Annotated in this window: 19 protein-coding genes; 5 read left to right on the forward strand and 14 right to left on the reverse strand. The window is 72.7% G+C overall.

The window, feature by feature from the left end; genetic code table 11:
• Positions 1 to 20: 20 nt before the first annotated feature.
• The 12 genes from RB150_09170 to RB150_09225 all read right to left on the reverse strand — a co-directional run bounded on the left by RB150_09170 (position 21) and on the right by RB150_09225 (position 12,070).
• Positions 21 to 296, reverse strand: a complete 276-nt coding sequence (locus tag RB150_09170; GenBank protein ID MDQ7820708.1) for a NifU N-terminal domain-containing protein — start codon at positions 294 to 296, stop codon at positions 21 to 23.
• A 98-nt stretch (positions 297 to 394) separates the two neighbouring features.
• The gene (locus tag RB150_09175) at positions 395 to 2,794 is read right to left on the reverse strand and encodes an SdrD B-like domain-containing protein (GenBank protein ID MDQ7820709.1); all 2,400 of its coding nucleotides are present in this window, start codon (positions 2,792 to 2,794) and stop codon (positions 395 to 397) included.
• Between the two features lie 13 nt (positions 2,795 to 2,807).
• On the reverse strand, positions 2,808 to 3,638 hold the full coding sequence (locus RB150_09180) for a hypothetical protein (protein ID MDQ7820710.1): 831 nt from the start codon (positions 3,636 to 3,638) through the stop codon (positions 2,808 to 2,810).
• Between the two features lie 22 nt (positions 3,639 to 3,660).
• A complete protein-coding gene (locus tag RB150_09185; GenBank protein ID MDQ7820711.1) occupies positions 3,661 to 4,149 on the reverse strand; it encodes a hypothetical protein in 489 nt (162 codons plus the stop codon).
• 268 nt (positions 4,150 to 4,417) lie between these two features.
• Complete coding sequence (locus RB150_09190; protein ID MDQ7820712.1) at positions 4,418 to 4,864, reverse strand: roadblock/LC7 domain-containing protein; 447 nt, start codon at positions 4,862 to 4,864, stop codon at positions 4,418 to 4,420.
• A gap of 30 nt (positions 4,865 to 4,894) precedes the next feature.
• On the reverse strand, positions 4,895 to 5,686 hold the full coding sequence (locus tag RB150_09195; GenBank protein MDQ7820713.1) for a FliA/WhiG family RNA polymerase sigma factor: 792 nt from the start codon (positions 5,684 to 5,686) through the stop codon (positions 4,895 to 4,897).
• Positions 5,687 to 5,689: 3 nt separating this feature from the next.
• A complete protein-coding gene (locus RB150_09200; protein ID MDQ7820714.1) occupies positions 5,690 to 6,637 on the reverse strand; it encodes a sensor domain-containing diguanylate cyclase in 948 nt (315 codons plus the stop codon).
• A gap of 278 nt (positions 6,638 to 6,915) precedes the next feature.
• Positions 6,916 to 8,277: an RNA polymerase factor sigma-54 gene (gene rpoN / locus RB150_09205; protein MDQ7820715.1), complete on the reverse strand. Its 1,362-nt coding sequence runs from the start codon at positions 8,275 to 8,277 to the stop codon at positions 6,916 to 6,918.
• A 14-nt stretch (positions 8,278 to 8,291) separates the two neighbouring features.
• The gene (locus RB150_09210; protein MDQ7820716.1) at positions 8,292 to 9,749 is read right to left on the reverse strand and encodes a response regulator; all 1,458 of its coding nucleotides are present in this window, start codon (positions 9,747 to 9,749) and stop codon (positions 8,292 to 8,294) included.
• 89 nt (positions 9,750 to 9,838) lie between these two features.
• Positions 9,839 to 11,218: a sigma-54 dependent transcriptional regulator gene (locus RB150_09215; protein MDQ7820717.1), complete on the reverse strand. Its 1,380-nt coding sequence runs from the start codon at positions 11,216 to 11,218 to the stop codon at positions 9,839 to 9,841.
• Positions 11,219 to 11,379: 161 nt separating this feature from the next.
• Positions 11,380 to 11,703: a hypothetical protein gene (locus tag RB150_09220; GenBank protein ID MDQ7820718.1), complete on the reverse strand. Its 324-nt coding sequence runs from the start codon at positions 11,701 to 11,703 to the stop codon at positions 11,380 to 11,382.
• 10 nt (positions 11,704 to 11,713) lie between these two features.
• The gene (locus tag RB150_09225) at positions 11,714 to 12,070 is read right to left on the reverse strand and encodes a hypothetical protein (protein ID MDQ7820719.1); all 357 of its coding nucleotides are present in this window, start codon (positions 12,068 to 12,070) and stop codon (positions 11,714 to 11,716) included.
• Positions 12,071 to 12,404: 334 nt separating this feature from the next.
• Here RB150_09225 and RB150_09230 point away from each other — a divergent pair, with 334 nt between their 5' ends.
• The 5 genes from RB150_09230 (at position 12,405) to RB150_09250 (ending at position 16,302) form a co-directional block, all read left to right on the forward strand.
• Positions 12,405 to 12,548: a hypothetical protein gene (locus RB150_09230; GenBank protein ID MDQ7820720.1), complete on the forward strand. Its 144-nt coding sequence runs from the start codon at positions 12,405 to 12,407 to the stop codon at positions 12,546 to 12,548.
• Between the two features lie 218 nt (positions 12,549 to 12,766).
• Entirely contained in the window at positions 12,767 to 12,916 is a 150-nt protein-coding gene (locus tag RB150_09235; protein ID MDQ7820721.1) for a hypothetical protein, read from the forward strand.
• 103 nt (positions 12,917 to 13,019) lie between these two features.
• Positions 13,020 to 14,972: an ATP-binding protein gene (locus tag RB150_09240; protein ID MDQ7820722.1), complete on the forward strand. Its 1,953-nt coding sequence runs from the start codon at positions 13,020 to 13,022 to the stop codon at positions 14,970 to 14,972.
• A complete protein-coding gene (locus RB150_09245) occupies positions 14,969 to 15,364 on the forward strand; it encodes a response regulator (protein ID MDQ7820723.1) in 396 nt (131 codons plus the stop codon). Before RB150_09240 ends, RB150_09245 begins: the two co-directional genes overlap by 4 nt.
• Before the next feature lie 47 nt (positions 15,365 to 15,411).
• Complete coding sequence (locus RB150_09250; GenBank protein ID MDQ7820724.1) at positions 15,412 to 16,302, forward strand: nucleotidyltransferase domain-containing protein; 891 nt, start codon at positions 15,412 to 15,414, stop codon at positions 16,300 to 16,302.
• A 41-nt stretch (positions 16,303 to 16,343) separates the two neighbouring features.
• On the opposite strand, the gene RB150_09255 is transcribed toward RB150_09250, so the two are convergent.
• The gene (locus tag RB150_09255; GenBank protein MDQ7820725.1) at positions 16,344 to 16,730 is read right to left on the reverse strand and encodes a helix-turn-helix transcriptional regulator; all 387 of its coding nucleotides are present in this window, start codon (positions 16,728 to 16,730) and stop codon (positions 16,344 to 16,346) included.
• A partial coding sequence (locus RB150_09260) for a tetratricopeptide repeat protein (protein MDQ7820726.1) occupies positions 16,730 to 18,045 on the reverse strand: 1,316 nt, incomplete at its 5' end. The genes RB150_09260 and RB150_09255, both read right to left, overlap by 1 nt.

An 18,045-nucleotide genomic window follows, 5' to 3' on the forward strand; every position in this document is an offset into this window, starting at 1 on the left:
CTTCAACCTTCAACGCTTTTTCATGCAAGGTGCTCCCGGATCAGACGCTCCGCCTGCGCCACGATCGTCCCCCAGTCCGCCCCCGGGGCGCGGGTGAGGGTGATGAAGTCGTTGAGGATGAAGACCTGGACGACGCCGGGGATGGCCAGCAGGGACGCGGCCAGGGGCGACGCGGCGGCATCCTCGGCGGTCCGGTACGTCTGGCTGCGCCCCTCGGTGAGGCGCCGGTTGACCACAAACTTCAGCGCGTTGACATTGGGCGTGGGCTGGACGTCGACGGTCAGGGGGTCAGCCACGGGCACTCGCCTCCCGACGGTGTCGGCCGGCGGGCACCGGCCTGCCGGTCCGGCCTCCACGGTACCGCACGCCGGCGGAAGCGGCAAGCGCACGCCCGTCAGGGAAAGGTCTTCTTGATGATGGGGAGAGCCGTCCGCACGGCCAGGACGACGGAGGCTTCCGCACCCGGCACGGCCGTCACCTCCACGGCGGGACCGGCGGCCAGACCGGCGGGCAGGCTCTGGGAGTCCACCGCCACCTGGTAGCCGCCCGGGAGCAGGCCGTCAAAGGCGAAGGCGCCTCCGGGTCCGGTGGTGCGCGTCAGCCCGCCGGGCAGGAGCGTCACCACGACGCCCTCCAGGCCGCGTTCCCCCGGGTCCGGCAGGCCGTTGTCGTTGTCGTCCAGGAACACCCGCCCGCTGACCGACGCCGCGGGGCGCAGGGGAAAGGCCGCCGCCGCGCGCCCGCCGGTCCGCACCGACACCCGCTGCTCGGCGACCGCGGCCACCAGGCCGGCCGGCACCGTGGCGTCGTCCACCGCGACCATGTGGTCGCCGTCGGGCACGCCGGAGACGGCGGCCCGCCCCGCGCCGTCCGTCCGGGCGGCGCTGCGGCCGTCCACCCGGACCACCACTCCGGCCACGCCCGGCTCGTCCGGCCCGCGCAGGCCGTCGCCGTCGACGTCCACGAATGCCTCGACCTCCACCGCCCCGACCCGGGGCACCCCGTACAGGTGCACCGGCACCCCGTACTGCAGGGTCACGTAGGGTGTCGGCCCGGCGGAAGTTCCCCACCGCACCCCCGCGCCCGCGGTGAGGGCCGCGCCGGTGTGCAGCAGCCGCGACACTCCCGCCTCCAGCCACGTGTCCTCCGCCCCGGTCACGACAGACCACGTGCGCCGGGCCCGCGCCACCAGGTCGTCGCCTGCGGCCAGCCGGATCCCGGTGCTCAGCGCCAGGGACCAGCTCTCGGCGGACCCGAACGACCGGCTGACCTCCACCCAGGTCGGCACCCCCGCGGGAGGCTGGATTCCCGCCCGCAGGGCCACGGTGGTGGTCTGCGCGAGGAAGCCCGTCAGCCGGTCCTCGCTGAGGACGTGGCTGGCCCCCGCAACCAGCCCCACCCGCCCCCACGTCCACGCCAGCGACCCCGCCGCGCTCACCGTCCGGGTCCAGACTCCCGGGGCGATGTCGTCGGTGAGGCGGACTTCCCCGGTAGCGGTGGAGCCGACCGCGGGCGTGTAGGTGGCCAGGACCGCGTAGGACAGCCGGTCGGGCAGCCCCGAGGGCGCGCCGCTCAGCGCCGCGGCGTGGCCCAGCAGCAGCAGGCGGTCGGAGGGGCGGTAGGCCAGCTCCAGCAGGGGGCCGGAGCGCCCGCTGAACAGGGAGGCGTTGCCCAGGGCCGGATACGCAGCGTCCAGCCACAGGTAGCTGAGGACACCGGACAGGTGCGGCCCGGACCGCGCCACTCCCACCCGCCAGGCGGCGCCGGACGCCGTCCCCGCCGTCCCCACGGCGTACTCGCCGAAGACCTCCCACTCGGCCCACCCGCGGCCGGCCCGGAGCCGGCTCACCAGGGCGCCTGTGGACGGGTCGCTGAAGATCGCCAGCCCCATCGTCCCCGGCCAGGAGGGACGCGCCTCGGCCACCATGCCGTAGACCGCCCCGCCGGACGGCAGGCCGCCGGCGACGACGGCGGAGTGGACGGGTCCCAGGGGCCCCTCGTACAGCGCCCCGGTCAGCTGCTGCTGGTACAGGGTCAGGGGGGAGTCGTGAAAGGTGACCGTGCCCACCGTCAGCAATGAAGTCGGCCCGCGCAGGCGCACGGTCCCGGTCGTCTGCAGCGACCCGCTGCGGGCGGACATGACGACGGTCCCCTCGACCCGCGATTCGCCCTCCCCGGTGGAGAACCGCACCGTGGAGACAGCCGACGCCTCCGGAGCGCCCACCGCGACCCCCAGGCTGATATAGCCGGAGGCCACCAGGGGGGGAGCGTCCTGGGGGGTGAACTCGGGCGTGAAGGGGGGCACAGGCGGCGCCGGCGGTGCCGCAGGGGCGGGCCTCTCCACCTGCTCGACCCGCACGGACCGGGAGGTGGTGATCCGCAGGACCTGCGCCTGAGGGTCCCACACCGCCAGGACGTCAAACAGGGCTTCCACCATCTCGAGGGGGACCAGGAAGACACCGTTCACCACGCGGGCGGGCGAGGACGCCAGGGCCCACACCAACTCTGCCGACCAGACCTCGCGCCGGCCGGACCGCAGCACGAAGACGGCGCCGTCAGGCCGCCGCACGGTCACTGTCTGCCCGTCCACCTCCAGCTCCGCGCCGAACGTCCGGGCCAGGGGGCGCAGGGGAAGGTAGAGGACCCCGTCCAGCACCGCCGGAGGCGGCGACAGCGCCACGGGGAGGTCGTTCACCTCCACGCGGACGGGAACGACCGCGGCGGAAGACGCGGGGCCGCCCACAGCGGTGACGCCCGCTGCGGCCAGCACCGTCAGGGCCGCCCACCGCGCCACAGGCTCTCCCCGGTCAGGGGCCGCGGACCTGCAGACCGGTCTCCCCGGCCAGCAGCGCCGCGCCGCCGTAGTCCAGCACCGCCCGGACCGTGTACGCCCCCGGCGTGAGGGGAGTCGCCCACGTGGCCCGGAACTCCCGTGCCCCTCCCGGCAGGACCACCACGTCGGGCAGGACCACCTTGCCCGTCTGGTGGCCGGACGCGTCGAGGAGAACCACAAACCCCTGCACCCGCACGTGCACGTTCCCGGTATTTCTGAACAGCAGCCGCACCTCGGCGCCTGGAGGGCGCGCGACGGCCACCATCGACTGGATGTCGGCGGAGACCAGCTCGGTCCCCCGCACCCGCACCAGCAGCCGGGAGGCCAGTTTGGGCACGACCACCGAGACCGTGCCGGTCACGCCGGTGGTCTGCAGCACCGGCGTGGGCGCCACCACCACAGCGCCGTAGCGGCCGCCACGGGCGTCGGGGGGCACGGTCACCGTCACCCGCACCGGCAGGGCGCGGTCGGGGTCCACGTCGAACTCCGCCGGCAGGACGCGGGTGAAGGAGGCCAGCGACCAGGCGGTGCTGCCCGGCCGCAGCACGTCCATGGTGCCGCTGGGGCGGATGGCGATGTCCTCCACGGACGCCCGAAAGCGCACCCGCCGGCCGGAGCGGTTGTAGACCACCACGATGCCGGTCGCGGTGCCGGCGGGGGCGGGGGCGAGTTCCACCTCCGGGGGACTGAGGCCGAAGGACAGGGGCTGGGCCTGGCCGGCCGCCGCCGCCGATACCAGGGCCAGGGCCGCGGCGGCCGCCGCGGCCCTGGGCAGAGTCCGTGGACGCCGGGGGGATCGCGTCACACGCCGTCACTCCCTGTGAGCATCAGGGCTGCACGCCCAGGTACTCCACGACGATGGTGTACGTCCCGGGGCTGTCCTGCCAGTCGATGCACTGCTGGTAGTCCACCGTCACATCCCGGTTGCCGGTCTTGGGCTGGTTTGTAAGGAAGAGATTGGCGTACGTGCTGGTGATGTCGGTGAACACCAGCACATCCCCGCCTTTGTACTGCAGCGGGTTCACCAGTTCGGTGCCTGAGCCGTCTTTGGCCTTCCCGTTGGGGTAGGTGACCGGCTCCGACCGGATCTGCAGGTTCCAGGGCCTGTTGCTCTTGACGTTGACGGTGGTGGGCACGGTCCCGCAGGCTCCCGGGTCCGTGCTGGCAATCGACGCCGACGCCGGGACCGTGACGTCGATGCGCGAGCCGGCGGCCACCGTCACCGTCTGGCTGCCGGAGGAGGCCCCGTAGCCGGCTCCGGCGGCGGCCACCATGACGGCGGAGGCGAGGACGATCCTGATCAGTGCGGCTTTCATTTCCAGCACCCCTTCCGTTCTAAGGAGAGTCACCCGCGCATGGTGCGGGCGGCTGACGCCGTCCTCTGCATCAGCAAGATGCGTGCCAGACCGCTGGAGGTGTGCCCGCACACGTGCCCGCACACCCCATCGCACTCCGGTGGAGCGTTCGCGGAACATGTACCCGCGGGGCGGAACGGGTAGACGGGATCCCCCTCCGGGACCTTCCGGGAAGGATACGGGAGGCACAGGCCGCCCGTCGGCGATTTCTGCGATGACGTGCAGGCCGTCAGGCCGCGTCGGGGTGTGCCCCGGTCGGAGGCGGCGGGGCGGCGGGCAGGTCTGCGCCGGAGGAGGTCTCGGGGGAAGGGCGGACGCCGAACTCTTCCCGCACCGCCCGGGCCAGGGCGTCGTGGTGGCGTAGCAGGGCCAGCCGCAGGGCGCCGGCCGAGGCCGCCGGGCCCACCAGAACGGCCACCGCCGGCCCCGCGGGGGAAAGGACGACGGCGCGGGTTCCGTAGAGGATCGTCAGAGCCTCGACGGGTCCGAACCCGCCGCTGTCGCCCAGCCGCTCGCCGACCATGAGCCCGCTGGCGGCGTAGGCCGCCAGGGTCTCGGGGTCCACCTGGGGGTCGCCCGCGGTGTCGAGGACCAGGCCGTCCCCGGAGGACACCACGACCCCCAGGGCGCCCGCGGCGCGCTTGATGTCCCACAGAATGGCGGAGAGCTTCTCCATGTCGATCGGGCGGTCCGACGGCGCGCGCGGTCAGGCCACGATCGGGCGCCCGGGGAGCGGGGCGGGCGCTCCGTCCATCCAGGACCGCAGGGCCAGGTGCGTCCGCAGCATGCCCAGCGCCTCCGCGCGCATCTGGCTGACCCGGGATTCGGTCACCCCCAGCACGCGGCCGATCTCCGCCAGGGTCAGGCCCTCGCAGTAGTACAGCCCTACCACCAGCTTGTGCCGCGCCGGCAGGGCCTGGATGGCCCGCCACAGGGTCCGGTCCCTCTCCTGCCGCTCCATGCGGGCCAGAGTGTCGCCCCAGACGTCCCGGATCACACTGTCGGGCAGTTGGTCGGAGGAGGCGATCTCTTCCAGGGACAGCACCTGCCCGGCCGCGGCGTCGGCCCGGATGCGCTCCACCGCCGCCTCCTCCCACCCCGTGGCCGCGACCACTTCCCGCCCGGTGGGGGGCCGGCCCAGGGAGCGGGCCAGCGTCCTCGCCTGGGCCTGCAGGCGGTGGACGTGGCGGCGGGCCACCCGGGGGAGCAGGTCGAGGGTGCGCAGGTAGTCGTACATCGCTCCGCGGATGCGCAGCCGGGCGAACGCCTCAAACGGGATCCCCCGGTCGGGGTCGAACCGGTCGATGGCTTCCAGCAGGCCGATCATCCCGTAGCCTTCCAGGTCCTCGCTCTTCACCGACGCGGGCATCCGGACCGCCATCTGGCGCGCCAGCGCGCGCACCAGAGGCAGGTAGGCCAGCGCCAGCCGCTCCCGCAGATCCGGAGAGCGCCCGGAGCGAAACCGGCTCCACAGTTCCGACGTCGTCCCGTCCGCCACGGCCTACGTCACCTCGGCCAGCGCCCGCTCCGCCCGGGACAGCAGGACCTCCGGGGTCGCCTCGCCGTCGCCCGAGGCCGTGCCCAGCCACAGGCGGCCCCCGGGCCCGAGGACGCTCTCCACGGCATTGCGGGCGAGGCGTCGCACGATGGCGGCAGCCCGCTCGCCGCCGATGCCGGCCAGCAGCAGGGCAAACCGTCCCTCCTCCAGGCGGGCGATGACATCGCAGGACCGCACGGCATCCTGCACCCAGCGGCTGAAGGCCTGCAGGCGCTCGGCCCGGTCCTGCCCCTCGCCGGGGTCCACGTCCAGCAGAGCCACCGCGAACCGGGTCGCGTGGGTGCGGGCCCGGTGGGTCTCCTCCTCCACCCGGGCCAGGAAGTGGTGGCGGTTGGACAGGCCCGTCTTGGGGTCCAGGTACAGGAGTTCCCGGATCCGCGCCTGCCGCCGCACGCGCGCCAGGGTCTGGCCGAACACCTCCGCCAGACGTCCCAGGCGGGCGAACTCCTCCTCGGAAAACGTCCGGTCGGTGCGGGCCAGGGCCACCACGCCCGCCACCACGCCGTCGTGCACCAGGGGAAACGCCAGGAAGGCGCGCAGCGCCTCATCGCCGAACGACGGGCGGCCGTCCCGGGCGCGCGGCGATGGAATCACCACCGGGCGCCCTTCCTGCGCCACCCACCCGGACAGGCCGGGACCGCGGGCGAACCGCACCTGCTCGGCCAGTTCCACCCGGATGCCCCGGACGGCCACGGGCCGCAGCCGCCCCGAGGTCCACTCGGCCACGTACAGGGTCCCGTGGTCGAAGGGCACGGCGCGGGACACCAGGTCCAGAAAGCGGTGGTACCCGACGCCCAGCGGCAGTTCCTCTTCCGCCAGCCGGGCGCACTCCAGGCGGACCACCATCTCCTCGGCCTCGGCCGCCAGTTCCTGGGAATGGCCGTTTTCCACCGCCGTCGCCCCGGAGGGCCGGGTCGCTTTGCGGGATGAGGCCGGCCTGCGCGCCGGTCCGCCGCGCCGTGTGCTCTCCGCCATCGTCGCCACTCCCTCTCGCAGCCGCCTGCGCGCGGCCGCTCCGGTGCGAAACGAGAGCAAGGCGCGTGCCGTCCGGGCGGCGCGGGGTCTCCCAGCCCCCGGGATCGGGAGGGAGAAAGCGGGGACAGCAGGGAGAGTCCCCTGCGCGAGGGGGCACGGCGGGCGGGACCCGGGGCCCGCGCCCGGACCCGGTCTCAGCGGATGCCGGCGGGACGGCCGCGGGCGGTGGACGGCGGGATGTGCATCTCCTCGCGGTACTTGGTCACCGTCCGGCGGGCGATGCGGATCCCCTCGGCCCCCAGGCGGCGCGCAATCTCCTCGTCGGTCAGGGGTCGGGTTTCGGACGCGATCAGGCTGCGGATGCGCTCCTTGATGGGCAGTGACTGGTCGAAAAAGACCTCGAAGCTCACCACCTGGCCGCCGGGGAGCTGGGCGAACTTCCCGTCCAGCGCCCGACTGACGGTGGACTCGCTGATCCCCAGCTCCGCCGCCACCATGGCCTTGGTGAGGGGCCGCAGGTGGCCGGGGCCGCGCTCCAGGAACTCCCACTGGGCGCGCACGATGGCCTGCACGATGCTGGCAAAGGTCCAGTTGCGGCGCTGCAGGGCCTCGATGAACATCTTGGCCCGGCTCACGTAGTCCCGCACGTGCTCCCGGGAGCGGTCCGAGTAGGCTGCCGACGCCCGGCGCATCTGCCGGCGCAGGTCCTCGTAGAAGGCGTTGACCCGGAGGGCGAAGGCGTCCTGGCGGACCAGCTCCACCGCCCATCCCTCATCGGTGCGGCGGATGATCACATCGGGACGGGCTACCTCCGCCGGGCGGGTGCGGCCGCCGTCCTGCTCGTTGCGGAATCTCTCGCCGGGATAGGGGTAGCAGGTGGACCGCACCAGCTCGTGGGCTTCGCGGACCTGGGCCGCGGTCACCCCCAGGTCCCGGGCGATCTTCTCGAAACGGTGGGCGGCCAGGTCGGCCAGGTGGGAGGCGACAATCTGCTGGGCCAAGCGGTTGGCCGGGGAGGGCTCCTGGACCCGCAACTGCAGCAGCAGGCACTCCTCGACGTTCCGGGCGCCCACCCCCACGGGCTCGAAGCGCTGGATGCGCGCCAGGACCGCCTCCACCTCCTCCACCTCGACGTTCAACTCCTGGGCCACCTGAGCCGGGGTGGCCTCCAGGTAGCCGTTGTCGTTGATGTAGCCGATCAGCCGTTCGCCGATGGCGTGGTCCCGCGCCGACAGTCCCTGGGCCTGCAGAACCATCAGCAGGTGCTCCTGCAGGGATACGGGGGCGACCACCCGGGCAAACGGATCGTCGTCGCCGTCGTCGGGGGTCCACTCGGTGAGGGACGGCCCGAGCTCGTCGGGGCCGGGCAGGTCCGCCGGCGCCTGCTCATCCAGCTCCAGGGCGGGGTTTTCGGCCAGCTCCTGCTCGATCCGCGCCAGGAGCTGGTTGATGGGCAGCACCAGCAGGGAGTTGACCAGCATGAGCTTGGGCACCATGCGCTGGTGCAGCGCGGGCGTGACGCCGACGGTGGCCTGCAGGCGGGGCTCGGCGGACACTGACCTCTCCCCCCTTACCTCTCCCCCTCCCCGGCCACCGGCGCTGCCTCTGCCAGCACGAGGGGGGCCAGTTCGCCCGCCCGCAGGCAGGCCAGCAGGGCGTCCAGGACCTGGGGGTCGAACTGGGTGCCCCGGCCGCGCTCCAGTTCCTGGAGGGCCTGGGCCAGCGGCAGGGCGGCCCGGTACGCCCGGGTACTGGTCATGCTCTCCAGGGCGTCGGCGCCGGCCAGGATGCGGGCCTCCAGGGGGATCTGGTCTCCCCGCAGCCCCAGCGGGTAGCCGGTGCCGTCGAACCGCTCGTGGTGGAACAGCACCGCCTCCACCACCCGCGGCGGAAAGTCGGCCATGGCCAGGATCTTGGCGCCCATGAGGGTGTGGGTCTTCATCCAGTCATATTCCTCGGGCGTGAGCTCCGTAGGCTTGCGCAGGATGGCGTCGCCGATGCCGATCTTGCCGATGTCGTGGAGCAGCGCGGCGATCTTCAGGTCCTCCAGCCGGTCGGCGGGCAGGCCCAGCCGGGCCCCCATGGCCACCGCGTACTGGGCCAGCCGGTCCGAGTGGCCCCGGGTGGGCTGGTCCCGCAGGTCCACGGTGGCGGCCAGGGCGTAGACGGTCTTCCAGTAGGACCGCCGCAGCCGGTGGAACAGGCGGATGTTCTCGATGGCGATGGCTCCCTGGGCGGCGATGACCCGCAGGATGTCCCTGTCCACCGCGCCAAACGGCTCGGACCGGGAGGCGGTGAGGATGCCGACCACGCTTCCGGCCACCTGCAGGGGCGCCGACAGGGTGCGGCCGTCGTCATCGGGGGCAGGCGCCGCCGCGGCCAGCAGGTCCTCGGCGGACAGGCGTACCGAGGACGACGCGGCGCCGTCGCCCTGCACGGTGGTCGGGCCGGCGGGGCCGGCGGTGGAGGTGGTGACCAGCACCTCCGAGCCGCCGTCTTCCAGGCACACCAGGGAGACCGCATCGGCCTCCAGCTCGTGCAGGACGGTCTCGGTGATGACCCGGAACAGGCGCGCTGGCTCCACGTCGCCCGGCCGGGCGCTGCGGAGGTCCAGCAGGGGCTGCAGCGCCCGCAGCCGCGCGTTGCGCCGGAAGTACAGGCCCTTGCGCAGGCCCTCTTCCACCGTCCGCCGGAGGTCGTCGGGGGTGAACGGCTTCATCAGGAAACCGCTCACGCCCAGCTTGACCGTCTCCAGCAGGCTGTCCAACTCGCTGAAGCCGGTCATGACCACCACCGAGACTTCCGGGTGATCGGCCACGATCCGCCGGGCGGCGTCCAGCCCGCTCATGCCCGGCATGCGGATGTCGGTGAGCAGCAGGTCGGGAGGGTCGTCCCGGGCGGCCTCCACCGCCGCTGGGCCGTCGGCCACCGCGCGGACGCGGTAGGTCCGCCCGAGGACGCGCGCGCAGAGGTCGCGGATCGCGTCCTCATCGTCCACCACCAGGATGCTGGCCGGCTGCGCGTCCATCGCCCACCTCCGCCCGTCCGGGGGGAGGACACCGGAGCAATTTTCGTGCCACGGCGTGCCGCCCCCTGCGGCCGGTTCGGATGGGCAGGTCAGCCGGCTTCGGCGCTCAGGTGGTGGTCGCGGATCTTGCTGTCCAGGACGGCGCGATCGATCTCCAGGACCCGGGCGGCCTCATCGAGATTCCACCCCGTCATCTTCAGAACGGCGTGGATGTGGCGCCGCTCGGCCTCGGCCAGGGACAGCGCGCGGGGGAAGCGGGTGCCGTGCTGGGACTGCTCGTCCAGCCAGATGTCATCGGCTCCGATGACCTCGCTGGTGGCCAGGATGACCACCCGCTGGATGGTGTACTCCAGCTCCCGGACGTTGCCCGGCCAGTCGTGGTCCCGCAGTTTCTTGAGGGCTGCCGGGGTGAACCCCTTGATCCGCTTGCCGAAGGCCACGGCGTACTTGTTGAGGAAGTGGTAGGCCAGGGGCTGGATGTCCTCCCGGCGCTCCCGCAGAGGAGGCAGCTCGATGGGCATCACCGCCAGCCGGTAGTACAGGTCCTCCCGGAACTGCCCCTCGGCAATGGCCTTCCGCAGGTCCTTGTTGGTGGCGGCGATGACCCGGGCGTTCACGTCAATGGGGCGACTCCCCCCCACCCGCTCGATCACCCGCTCCTGCAGGACGCGCAGCAACTTCACCTGCATCGCCGGGCTCATGTCGCCGATTTCGTCGAGGAAAATGGTGCCGTCCTGCGCGCGCTCGAAGCGCCCGATCCGGCTGCTCACAGCGCTGGTGAATGCGCCCTTCTCGTGCCCGAACAGCTCGGTCTCCAACAACGTCTCGGGGATCGCGCCGCAGTTGACCACCACGAAGGGCCCGTGGGCCCGCGGGCTCTGCGAGTGGATGGACCGGGCCAGCAGTTCCTTGCCGGTGCCCGTTTCCCCATAGATGAGGACGGTGGCATCGGTGGGCGCCACCGCCGCCGCCAGCCGGAGGACTTCCCGCATGCGCGGGGAGTTGCCCACGATGCCCTCGAACTTGAAGGTGCGGACCAGCTCCTGCTGGAGGGCACGGTTCTGCCGCAGGAGGCGGGCGCGCTCCAGGGCCTTGTGCACCACGATCATGAGTTCCTCGGGCCGGAAGGGCTTGGCCACATAGTGGTAGGCGCCCAGCTTGATGGCCTGGATGGCGGTATCGATGGTGGAAAACGCCGTGATGACGATGACCAGGGCTTCGGGGTCGTGCTCCATCATCGCCCGCAGGACGCTCATGCCATCGATCTTGGGCAATTTGAGGTCCAGCACGACGAGGTCGAAGCGGCCGGACCGGAACCGGTCCAGCCCCTCCTGGCCGTCCACGGCGGTCTCCACCGAATAGCCCTCGTCCCGCAGGATCTTGGCCAGCAGGGTCCGCAGGTGCTCCTCGTCGTCAACGACGAGGATGGAGATGTCGGGGGGCTGCGAGGAGTCGGCGGCGAGCGTCATCCGGGGCCATTATACCTCGGCCCCGCGCGCCCTAGACGCCGCACGACAGACGTCCCCGCCGCGGGGGCCGGCGCGGCCGGCGTCGCAGCGTCCCCCCTGAGGTTCGCCTGCACCCGATTCCGCGCCGGGTCCGCCGGCGGCGGGGACTGGGCGTTCGACGTCTACCGGTGGCCGCGTCCCGGGGAGCGCATCAGCGCCGCCGGGGGAACGTCCCGCACCGGATGTCCGGTGCGCGGGTCGCGCACCCGGATGACGGGCTGGCGGGTGGCCTCGTCCACCTCGAGGGTGATCGCCAGGACACCCGCGCGGTCCGCGCGTGCGGCGCCGGGGGCGGCCTCCCCCGGGTCCTCTGCCCTGCCGGGAAGGCGGCCGGTCAGCGCCCGGCGCGCCCGCTCCATCAGGGCCACCAGCTCCGCGGGGACATCCGGCCCGACTCCGGTTGTGGCCGACGCCCCGGCGTGCGCGGACGGTGTGTCCGGTGCCATCACCATCGCCTCAATTCAGCCGGGCAGACCGGGCGGCGCGGTCCGGGGATGGCACCAGGTGGCTCAGCCATGCTCCCTGACCCGCCCGCTCCACCTCGGCCAGAAGGCGCACCAGGGCCCCCATCTCCCGCCGCAGCCGGGATGCTCCGGGCCCGCCGGTTCCGACGCCAGCCAGCCGGCTGCGCTGGCGCTCCAGGTCCCGCACGGCCACGATGCACGCCGCCTCGGCCACCGCCAGGTCGGCCGCTTCCGCGTACTTCCCCTGGCGCAGAAGCAGGTGGCGCTGGCGCGCCAGGCGCACCAGCTCCCGGTGTACGGCCACCTCCTGCTCCAGAATCCTTCGCAGATCGTCGCTTCCTGTCGCCACAGCGCACCCCGATTGATCGCCCCGCGGGAGATGCCCCGCCGGCACTGGAAGCAACCGCTGTGCCACAGGGTGGTCTGTCGGACACTTAACTTTGTGGACCCGGTGACGATACACCAGTATGGGGAGTAGCCCGAACACTCCAGGGCGTCGCCGCGACGTCCAAACAATGGTACGAACGCCGACGGCGGCGCGGCGGAGCCGATTGACAGTGGTGGGAGGCTGTGGTACAGTCAGCGCGCCGTCTGCCGGAGACCGGGTTCATCCGTGCGTGCTGGCCTCGATGTGTCAGCCCGGCGCGGACCCGCGTCTATCCTCAGACGTAGGGGAGTGAGCCATGAAGAAGGTCCTGGCTGCGATTGTGTTCCTGCTCCTGATGGCCGTCGGCACCTCCGTGTCGTGGGGAGGCGCCACCTGGGAGGGCGCCACGTGGGAGGGCGCGACCTGGGAAGGGTTTGACGCCTTCGGCGTGTGGGAGTAGGCGCCGGCGGCATCCGGCCGGTGGTGCGGCGGGGGAAGGCAGCTTCCCCCGCCGTTGCTTTTGGGGGCTTTTGGCCCCCCCACCTGGGGCATAAGCCTCTGCGGGCGAGGCCGGGGCGTCCCCCACACAGAGATTCGCTCCAGCGGGGACGCTGTGGCACGGAAATTGCTCCATCTAGGCCAGCAGAAGGAGTTCCGCCCGATGGGGAGGGAGAGAAGATGCGCAGGTGGATCGTGGCTGTCCTGATGGCCGTGGCGGTCGTGTGCGCCGCCTCGTCGGTGTCCTGGGGGCGGGGAGCCACCTGGGAGGGAGCGACCTGGGAAGGTGCCACCTGGAAGTCGGGAGCGTCCGTCGGGGTGTGGGAGTAGTCGGCCAGACCCTGCCGAAGGTCGTCACGGTCACGCAGGCCAGCCCGGCGCCCGCCTCAGGTCGGCGGGCCCGGGCTGAGCCGCGTCTGGCTGGAGCCGGCCGATGAGACATCTGCCTGTGCCGGCGCGCCTGTACGTCGGGGGGGTGATCGCCGCCGGGGCCGCCCTGGCCCTGGTCGTCCCCCGGCTGCCGGGAGCCGCCCCGCGCCTGGATCCCGCATTCGGCATCTTCGTGGTGGCGGCGCTGCTCACGCAACTGGTGGGCGTGCGCGTCATCATGCCGGGCCGGGAGGGGATGGCCTGGTCGCTGATCGACGCCGTCATCGTCGCCACCATCCTGCTGTTCCCTCCCGGCAACATCGTGGTCCTGGTCCTGATCACGTTCACCGCCTACTGGATCAAGCGGCGGGAACTGCCCTGGTACCAGGGGGCATTCAACATCGCCCAGCACGTCCTGTCGGTGTGCGCCGCGGAGGCGGTGTGGCTGCTGGCGCGCCCCGCCGACGGCGGCGGCGCGCTGGCCCTGCGCTGGTACGCGGGGGCGTTTGCGGCCGGCGGGACGTTCTACCTGGTCAACGGTGCCCTGGTCACCCTGGCCATCGCCCTGGCTGCCGGCCGCCCGCCGCTGCAGGTGGGGGTGATCTCCCGCCACAGCTTCTACCGGGAGATGGTCCTGGTCTGGATGGGCGCCGTGGTGGCCGACTTCTGGCTGGTCAATCCGTGGCGGACCGTCCTGCTGGCCCTCCCCCTGGCGGGCCTGTCCAAGATGCTGCGGATCCAGATCGAGGACGCCGAGCGCATCCGCCGCAGCCAGCAGGATGCGGAAGCCCGCGCCCAGCAGCTGGCCAGCCTCAACGAGCTGGCCCAGGCCCTCACCAGCAGCCTGGACCTGGACCAGGTCTACCAGGCCCTGTACGCCCAGGTCCGCAAGATTCCCGGAGTGGACGTCGTCGGCGTCGGGGTGCTGGACGCCGCCACCCAGCGCCTGGAGTTCGGGCTGTGGCGCACCGCGGATCGCGCCTTCTCCCCCTACAGCCGCAGCGCCGCCGACTCGCCGTTCCGCGAGCTGCTCGCGATCCGCGGACCGCAGGTCTACCGTCGGCCTGAGGACGAGGACCGGATCCGCCAGCTGGCGTGGTACGGGCCACTGCTGCAGGACGCGGTGGTGGTGGTCATCCCCCTGGCGGTGGGCGAGCGGGTCGTGGGGCTGGTGATTGTGGGCGCCCGGCAGGACCTGACTCCTCCGGACGTGGACCTGCTGTCCACCATGGCCAGTCAGGCGGCGGTGGCCATGGAGAAGGCGCAGCTGTTCGCCAACCTGCAGCGGCAGATGGCCATGCTGGAGCAGACCCAGTTCCAGCTCATGCAGTCGGCCAAACTGGCCACCATCGGCGAGCTGGCGGCCTTCGTGGCTCACGAGATCAACAACCCCCTGACCAGCGTCCTGGGCTACGCCTCCCTGATCCTCAGCGAGACGCCCCCCGAGGACCCCCGCCGGGCCGACCTGGAGGTCATCGAAAAGGAGGCCCTGCGGGCGAGGGCCATCGTGCGGGACCTGCTGGGCTACGCCCGCCAGACCGACGCCGCCATGGAGCAGACCCATGTCAACGACGCCATCCAGGCGGTCCTGCCCCTGATCCGCCGGCGGGCCGAGTCCCAGAACGTGCAGATCGCAGCCCGGCTGGACCCGGACGTCCCTCCCATTCTGGGCGATGTCAACCAGCTCAAGCAGGTCTTCATCAACATCCTCAACAATGCCATCGACGCCATGCCCCACGGCGGCCAGGTGGAGATCATCACCCGCCAGGTGAGCGGGAACGGCAGCGGTCCCCAGGTGGAGATCACGTTCCAGGACACGGGGGTCGGCATCCCGCCCGAGAAGCTGGACCGTATCTTCGACCCCTTCTTCACCACCAAGGAGAACGGCAAGGGCACCGGGCTGGGGCTGCCCATCAGCAAGAGGATCGTGGAGCGCCACGGGGGCACCATCGCCGTGGACAGCACCCTGGGACAGGGCACGCGGTTCACCATCTACCTGCCGGTGGCCGCGCCGTGACCCAGACCGCCCTCCCGCAGGTGCGCGCCGCCCGGATCCTCGTCATCGACGACGAGGCCCCCATCCGCGACCTGTGCGCCCGCGTCCTCGCCCGCGCGGGCTACCAAGTGACCAGCGCCGGCAGCGGCGAGGAAGGCCTGGCCCGCCTGGGCGAGGAACCCGTGGACCTGATCGTCACCGACATCCGCATGCCCGGGCTGTCGGGGCTGGACGTCCTCGAGCGCGCCAAGGCGGCCTTCCCCGGCGTGCGGGTCATCCTGATCACCGGGTTCGGCACGCCCCAGACCCTGGCCCGGGCCGAGCAGGCGGGAGCCGACCGGATCCTCACCAAGCCCTTCAATCCCGCCGAGCTGGTGGCGGCGGTGCGCGAGATCCTCGCCCCGGCCGGGTGAGCGTCCCCGCCCCGGACACCCCCACCCGACTGTAGTACCATGGAGGCGTGACGGCGTTTGCCGCGTTGCGCGATTTCTTCTCCCGGGAACGGGAGGTGGCTGCCGTCTACCTCTACGGCACCTACGCCGATGAGCGCACCTGGCCCGACAGCGATATCGAGATCGCCCTGCTGTTCCCCGAGCCCGCCGACGAGCAGGCCATCGACGACTACCTGGAACGCCTGGCCGGCGCCAATCCCCTGCAGGACGCGCCGGGCATCCTGATGCCCTTCGCGCTCAACACCCACGTCCTGCCGGTCATCTACGAGATCCTGGCCAGCGCCCACCCGCTGGTGGTGCACGATCCCGCGGCGGTGCGCGCGTTTGCGGCCCGCGCCGGGGCGCGGGTGGAACAGGAGCGGGCCGCAATGCTCCAGGACGCCCGGGACGCCATCGTTCAGGCCCGGGCCCTGGGCGCCACCGACGCGGCGCCGCGCCTGGCCCGGCCCGCCCGCCCGCTGGATCCCCTGCGCATCGGGTGGCGGCTGGCCCGGATCCTCACCGCGGCCGCAGTCCTGGAGCCGGCGACGCGGGATGCCGGAGAGGCCGGCGAGGATCCCGACCAGCTGGGACACATCATCGGGTGGTTCAGCAACGCCGCGGGAGCCGCCACCGGCATCGCCAAGGCCGCGCTCAGCCTGTGGGAGATCCCGCGGCCCAGCCGGCGCTGGCAGGTGTTCCTGCCCCTGGCGGATGCCGGGGCAATCACCACCGAACTGGCCCTGCAGCTGGGGGCGGTGGTGGAGGCGCGATGGCAGCTGCTGACCCGGAGCGGGCTGGCGGACCCGGAGCGTATCGCCGCCTCCGTCCGGGCCGCGTTGGCGCCCCTGCTGACCTTTGCCCGGCTGGCGGCCTGGTACTGCGACCTGCCCGGAGGCTCTGAGCAGCGGGTGCACTGACAGCCCGGCCTGCGGGGCTCACGCCGCCGCGATCCACCGCGTCAGCGCTCCAGCGTCAGAACCCCGTCCTCGAGCAGCCGCGCGACCATGGCGGCGCGGGACCCGACTCCCAGGCGGTGGTAGATCCGGCGCAGATGCGTGGCCACCGTCCACGCGCTGATGGAGAGGGCCGCGGCAATCGCCTTGGTCGGCAGGCCCCGGGCCACCAATGCCGCGATCTGCCGCTCGCGGGGGCTGAGGGTGACGCCCGCCGGGGCGGGCGTGATCCGCGAGAGGACGTACCGCGACCCGTCCACCTCCACCTCGCACAGGACTTCCACCGTCCCCCCGCCCGCCCGCACTTTTCGGAGGGGACGATCCGGGGCCAGCGGGACCAGCGACCGCACCCGCCGGGGCAGATCGTCCACCGCAGGTCCGCGGCCTGCCATCACCGCGCCTCCCGGCGCTCCCGGGCCGCCGGAGCCGGTCCTTGAAAGGCGCGGGCGAACCACTCGGCGGCCTGTTCGCGCCGCCCATCCCGCATCAGGACAAAGCCCAGGTCGCGGCAGATCCGGCGATACTCGCCGTCCATCTGGAGTCTTGCGAACGCCTCCGCGGCCTCCTGGTAGCGGCGGACCGCCTCCTCCACCTGGCCCTGCGCGGCCAGGGCGTCCGCCTCGGCGGCCAGCGCTCTCGCCTGTTCGGCGGGATCGTCCATCCGGGCGGCCAGGTCCCGGGCTTCCGCCGCGGATCGGCGGGCGGCCTCGGGCTCGCCCGCCCGGGCGTGCAGGCGGGCCAGCTCCACCAGGGTCTGCGCCACCCCCTCATCGTCCCCGCTCTGCCGGGCCAGGCGCAGGCTGTCCTCCAGGGCCGCCCGGGCCCGCTCCAGGTGCCCCTGCTCCAGCAGCAGCATCCCCACGCTCCGCCGCACCGCGCCCAGCAGGCGGACGTTCTCGTGCAGGGTGAACAGGTGGGCAGCCCGGTCCAGATAGTCCCGCGCCTGCTCGAAGTTCTGCTGCCGCTCGCAGGCGATGCCCAGGTTGAAGTACAGCAGTCCCAGATGGTACGGGTCGGCCGCCGGGTCCAGCACATCGGCGGCCTGGCGGAAGAACTCCTCAGCCTGGACGGGCAGCCCCAGTTCCAGATAGGCCCGGCCAAGGTTGGCCAGAAGCTTGCCGTACACGTCGGTCCGGGTGTGGCCGGATCGCCGCAGGGTGTCCACAGCCCCCTGCAGGATCTCCCGGGCGAGGGCGAACCGGCGGGCCCGCAGCGCCGCGAACCCCAGGGCGTTGGCCGCGGCCGCCATCAGGTCCACGTCGCCCAGCGCCTCGGCCAGGGTCGCGGCCTTGCGGAGGTGGCGGGCGGCCTCCCGGAACCGCCGCAGGCCGGCGTACGCCTGACCCACTCCCAGGGCCCGGCGCGCCCGCAGGGCCGCGGACTCGAGCGACCTTTCCGGAATCCGGGCCAGGACGTCCCGCGCCTCGGCGAAGCGGTGCTGGCGCAGCAAGCCCTCTCCCAGGCGCACCTGTAGCTCGACCGCCTCGGCGGGGTCGTCGTCCAGCAGTGCCCGCACCGGAACTCCCAGGCGTCGCGCCAGCACCCGCAACGTCTTCAGGGACGGCCGCACCCGGTCGTGCTCCACCATGCTGATCAGGCTCACCGACAGGGTGCCTCCCGCGAGGTCCCGCAGGGTCATCCCCCGCCGCCGGCGCGCCTCCCGGATCCTCTGCCCCAGGCTCACTCCGCCCTCCGGTCCGTCCCCCC

The sequence above is a fragment of the Armatimonadota bacterium genome (assembly GCA_031081675.1).
Taxonomy (GTDB): domain Bacteria; phylum Sysuimicrobiota; class Sysuimicrobiia; order Sysuimicrobiales; family Kaftiobacteriaceae; genus Calidihabitans; species Calidihabitans tengchongensis.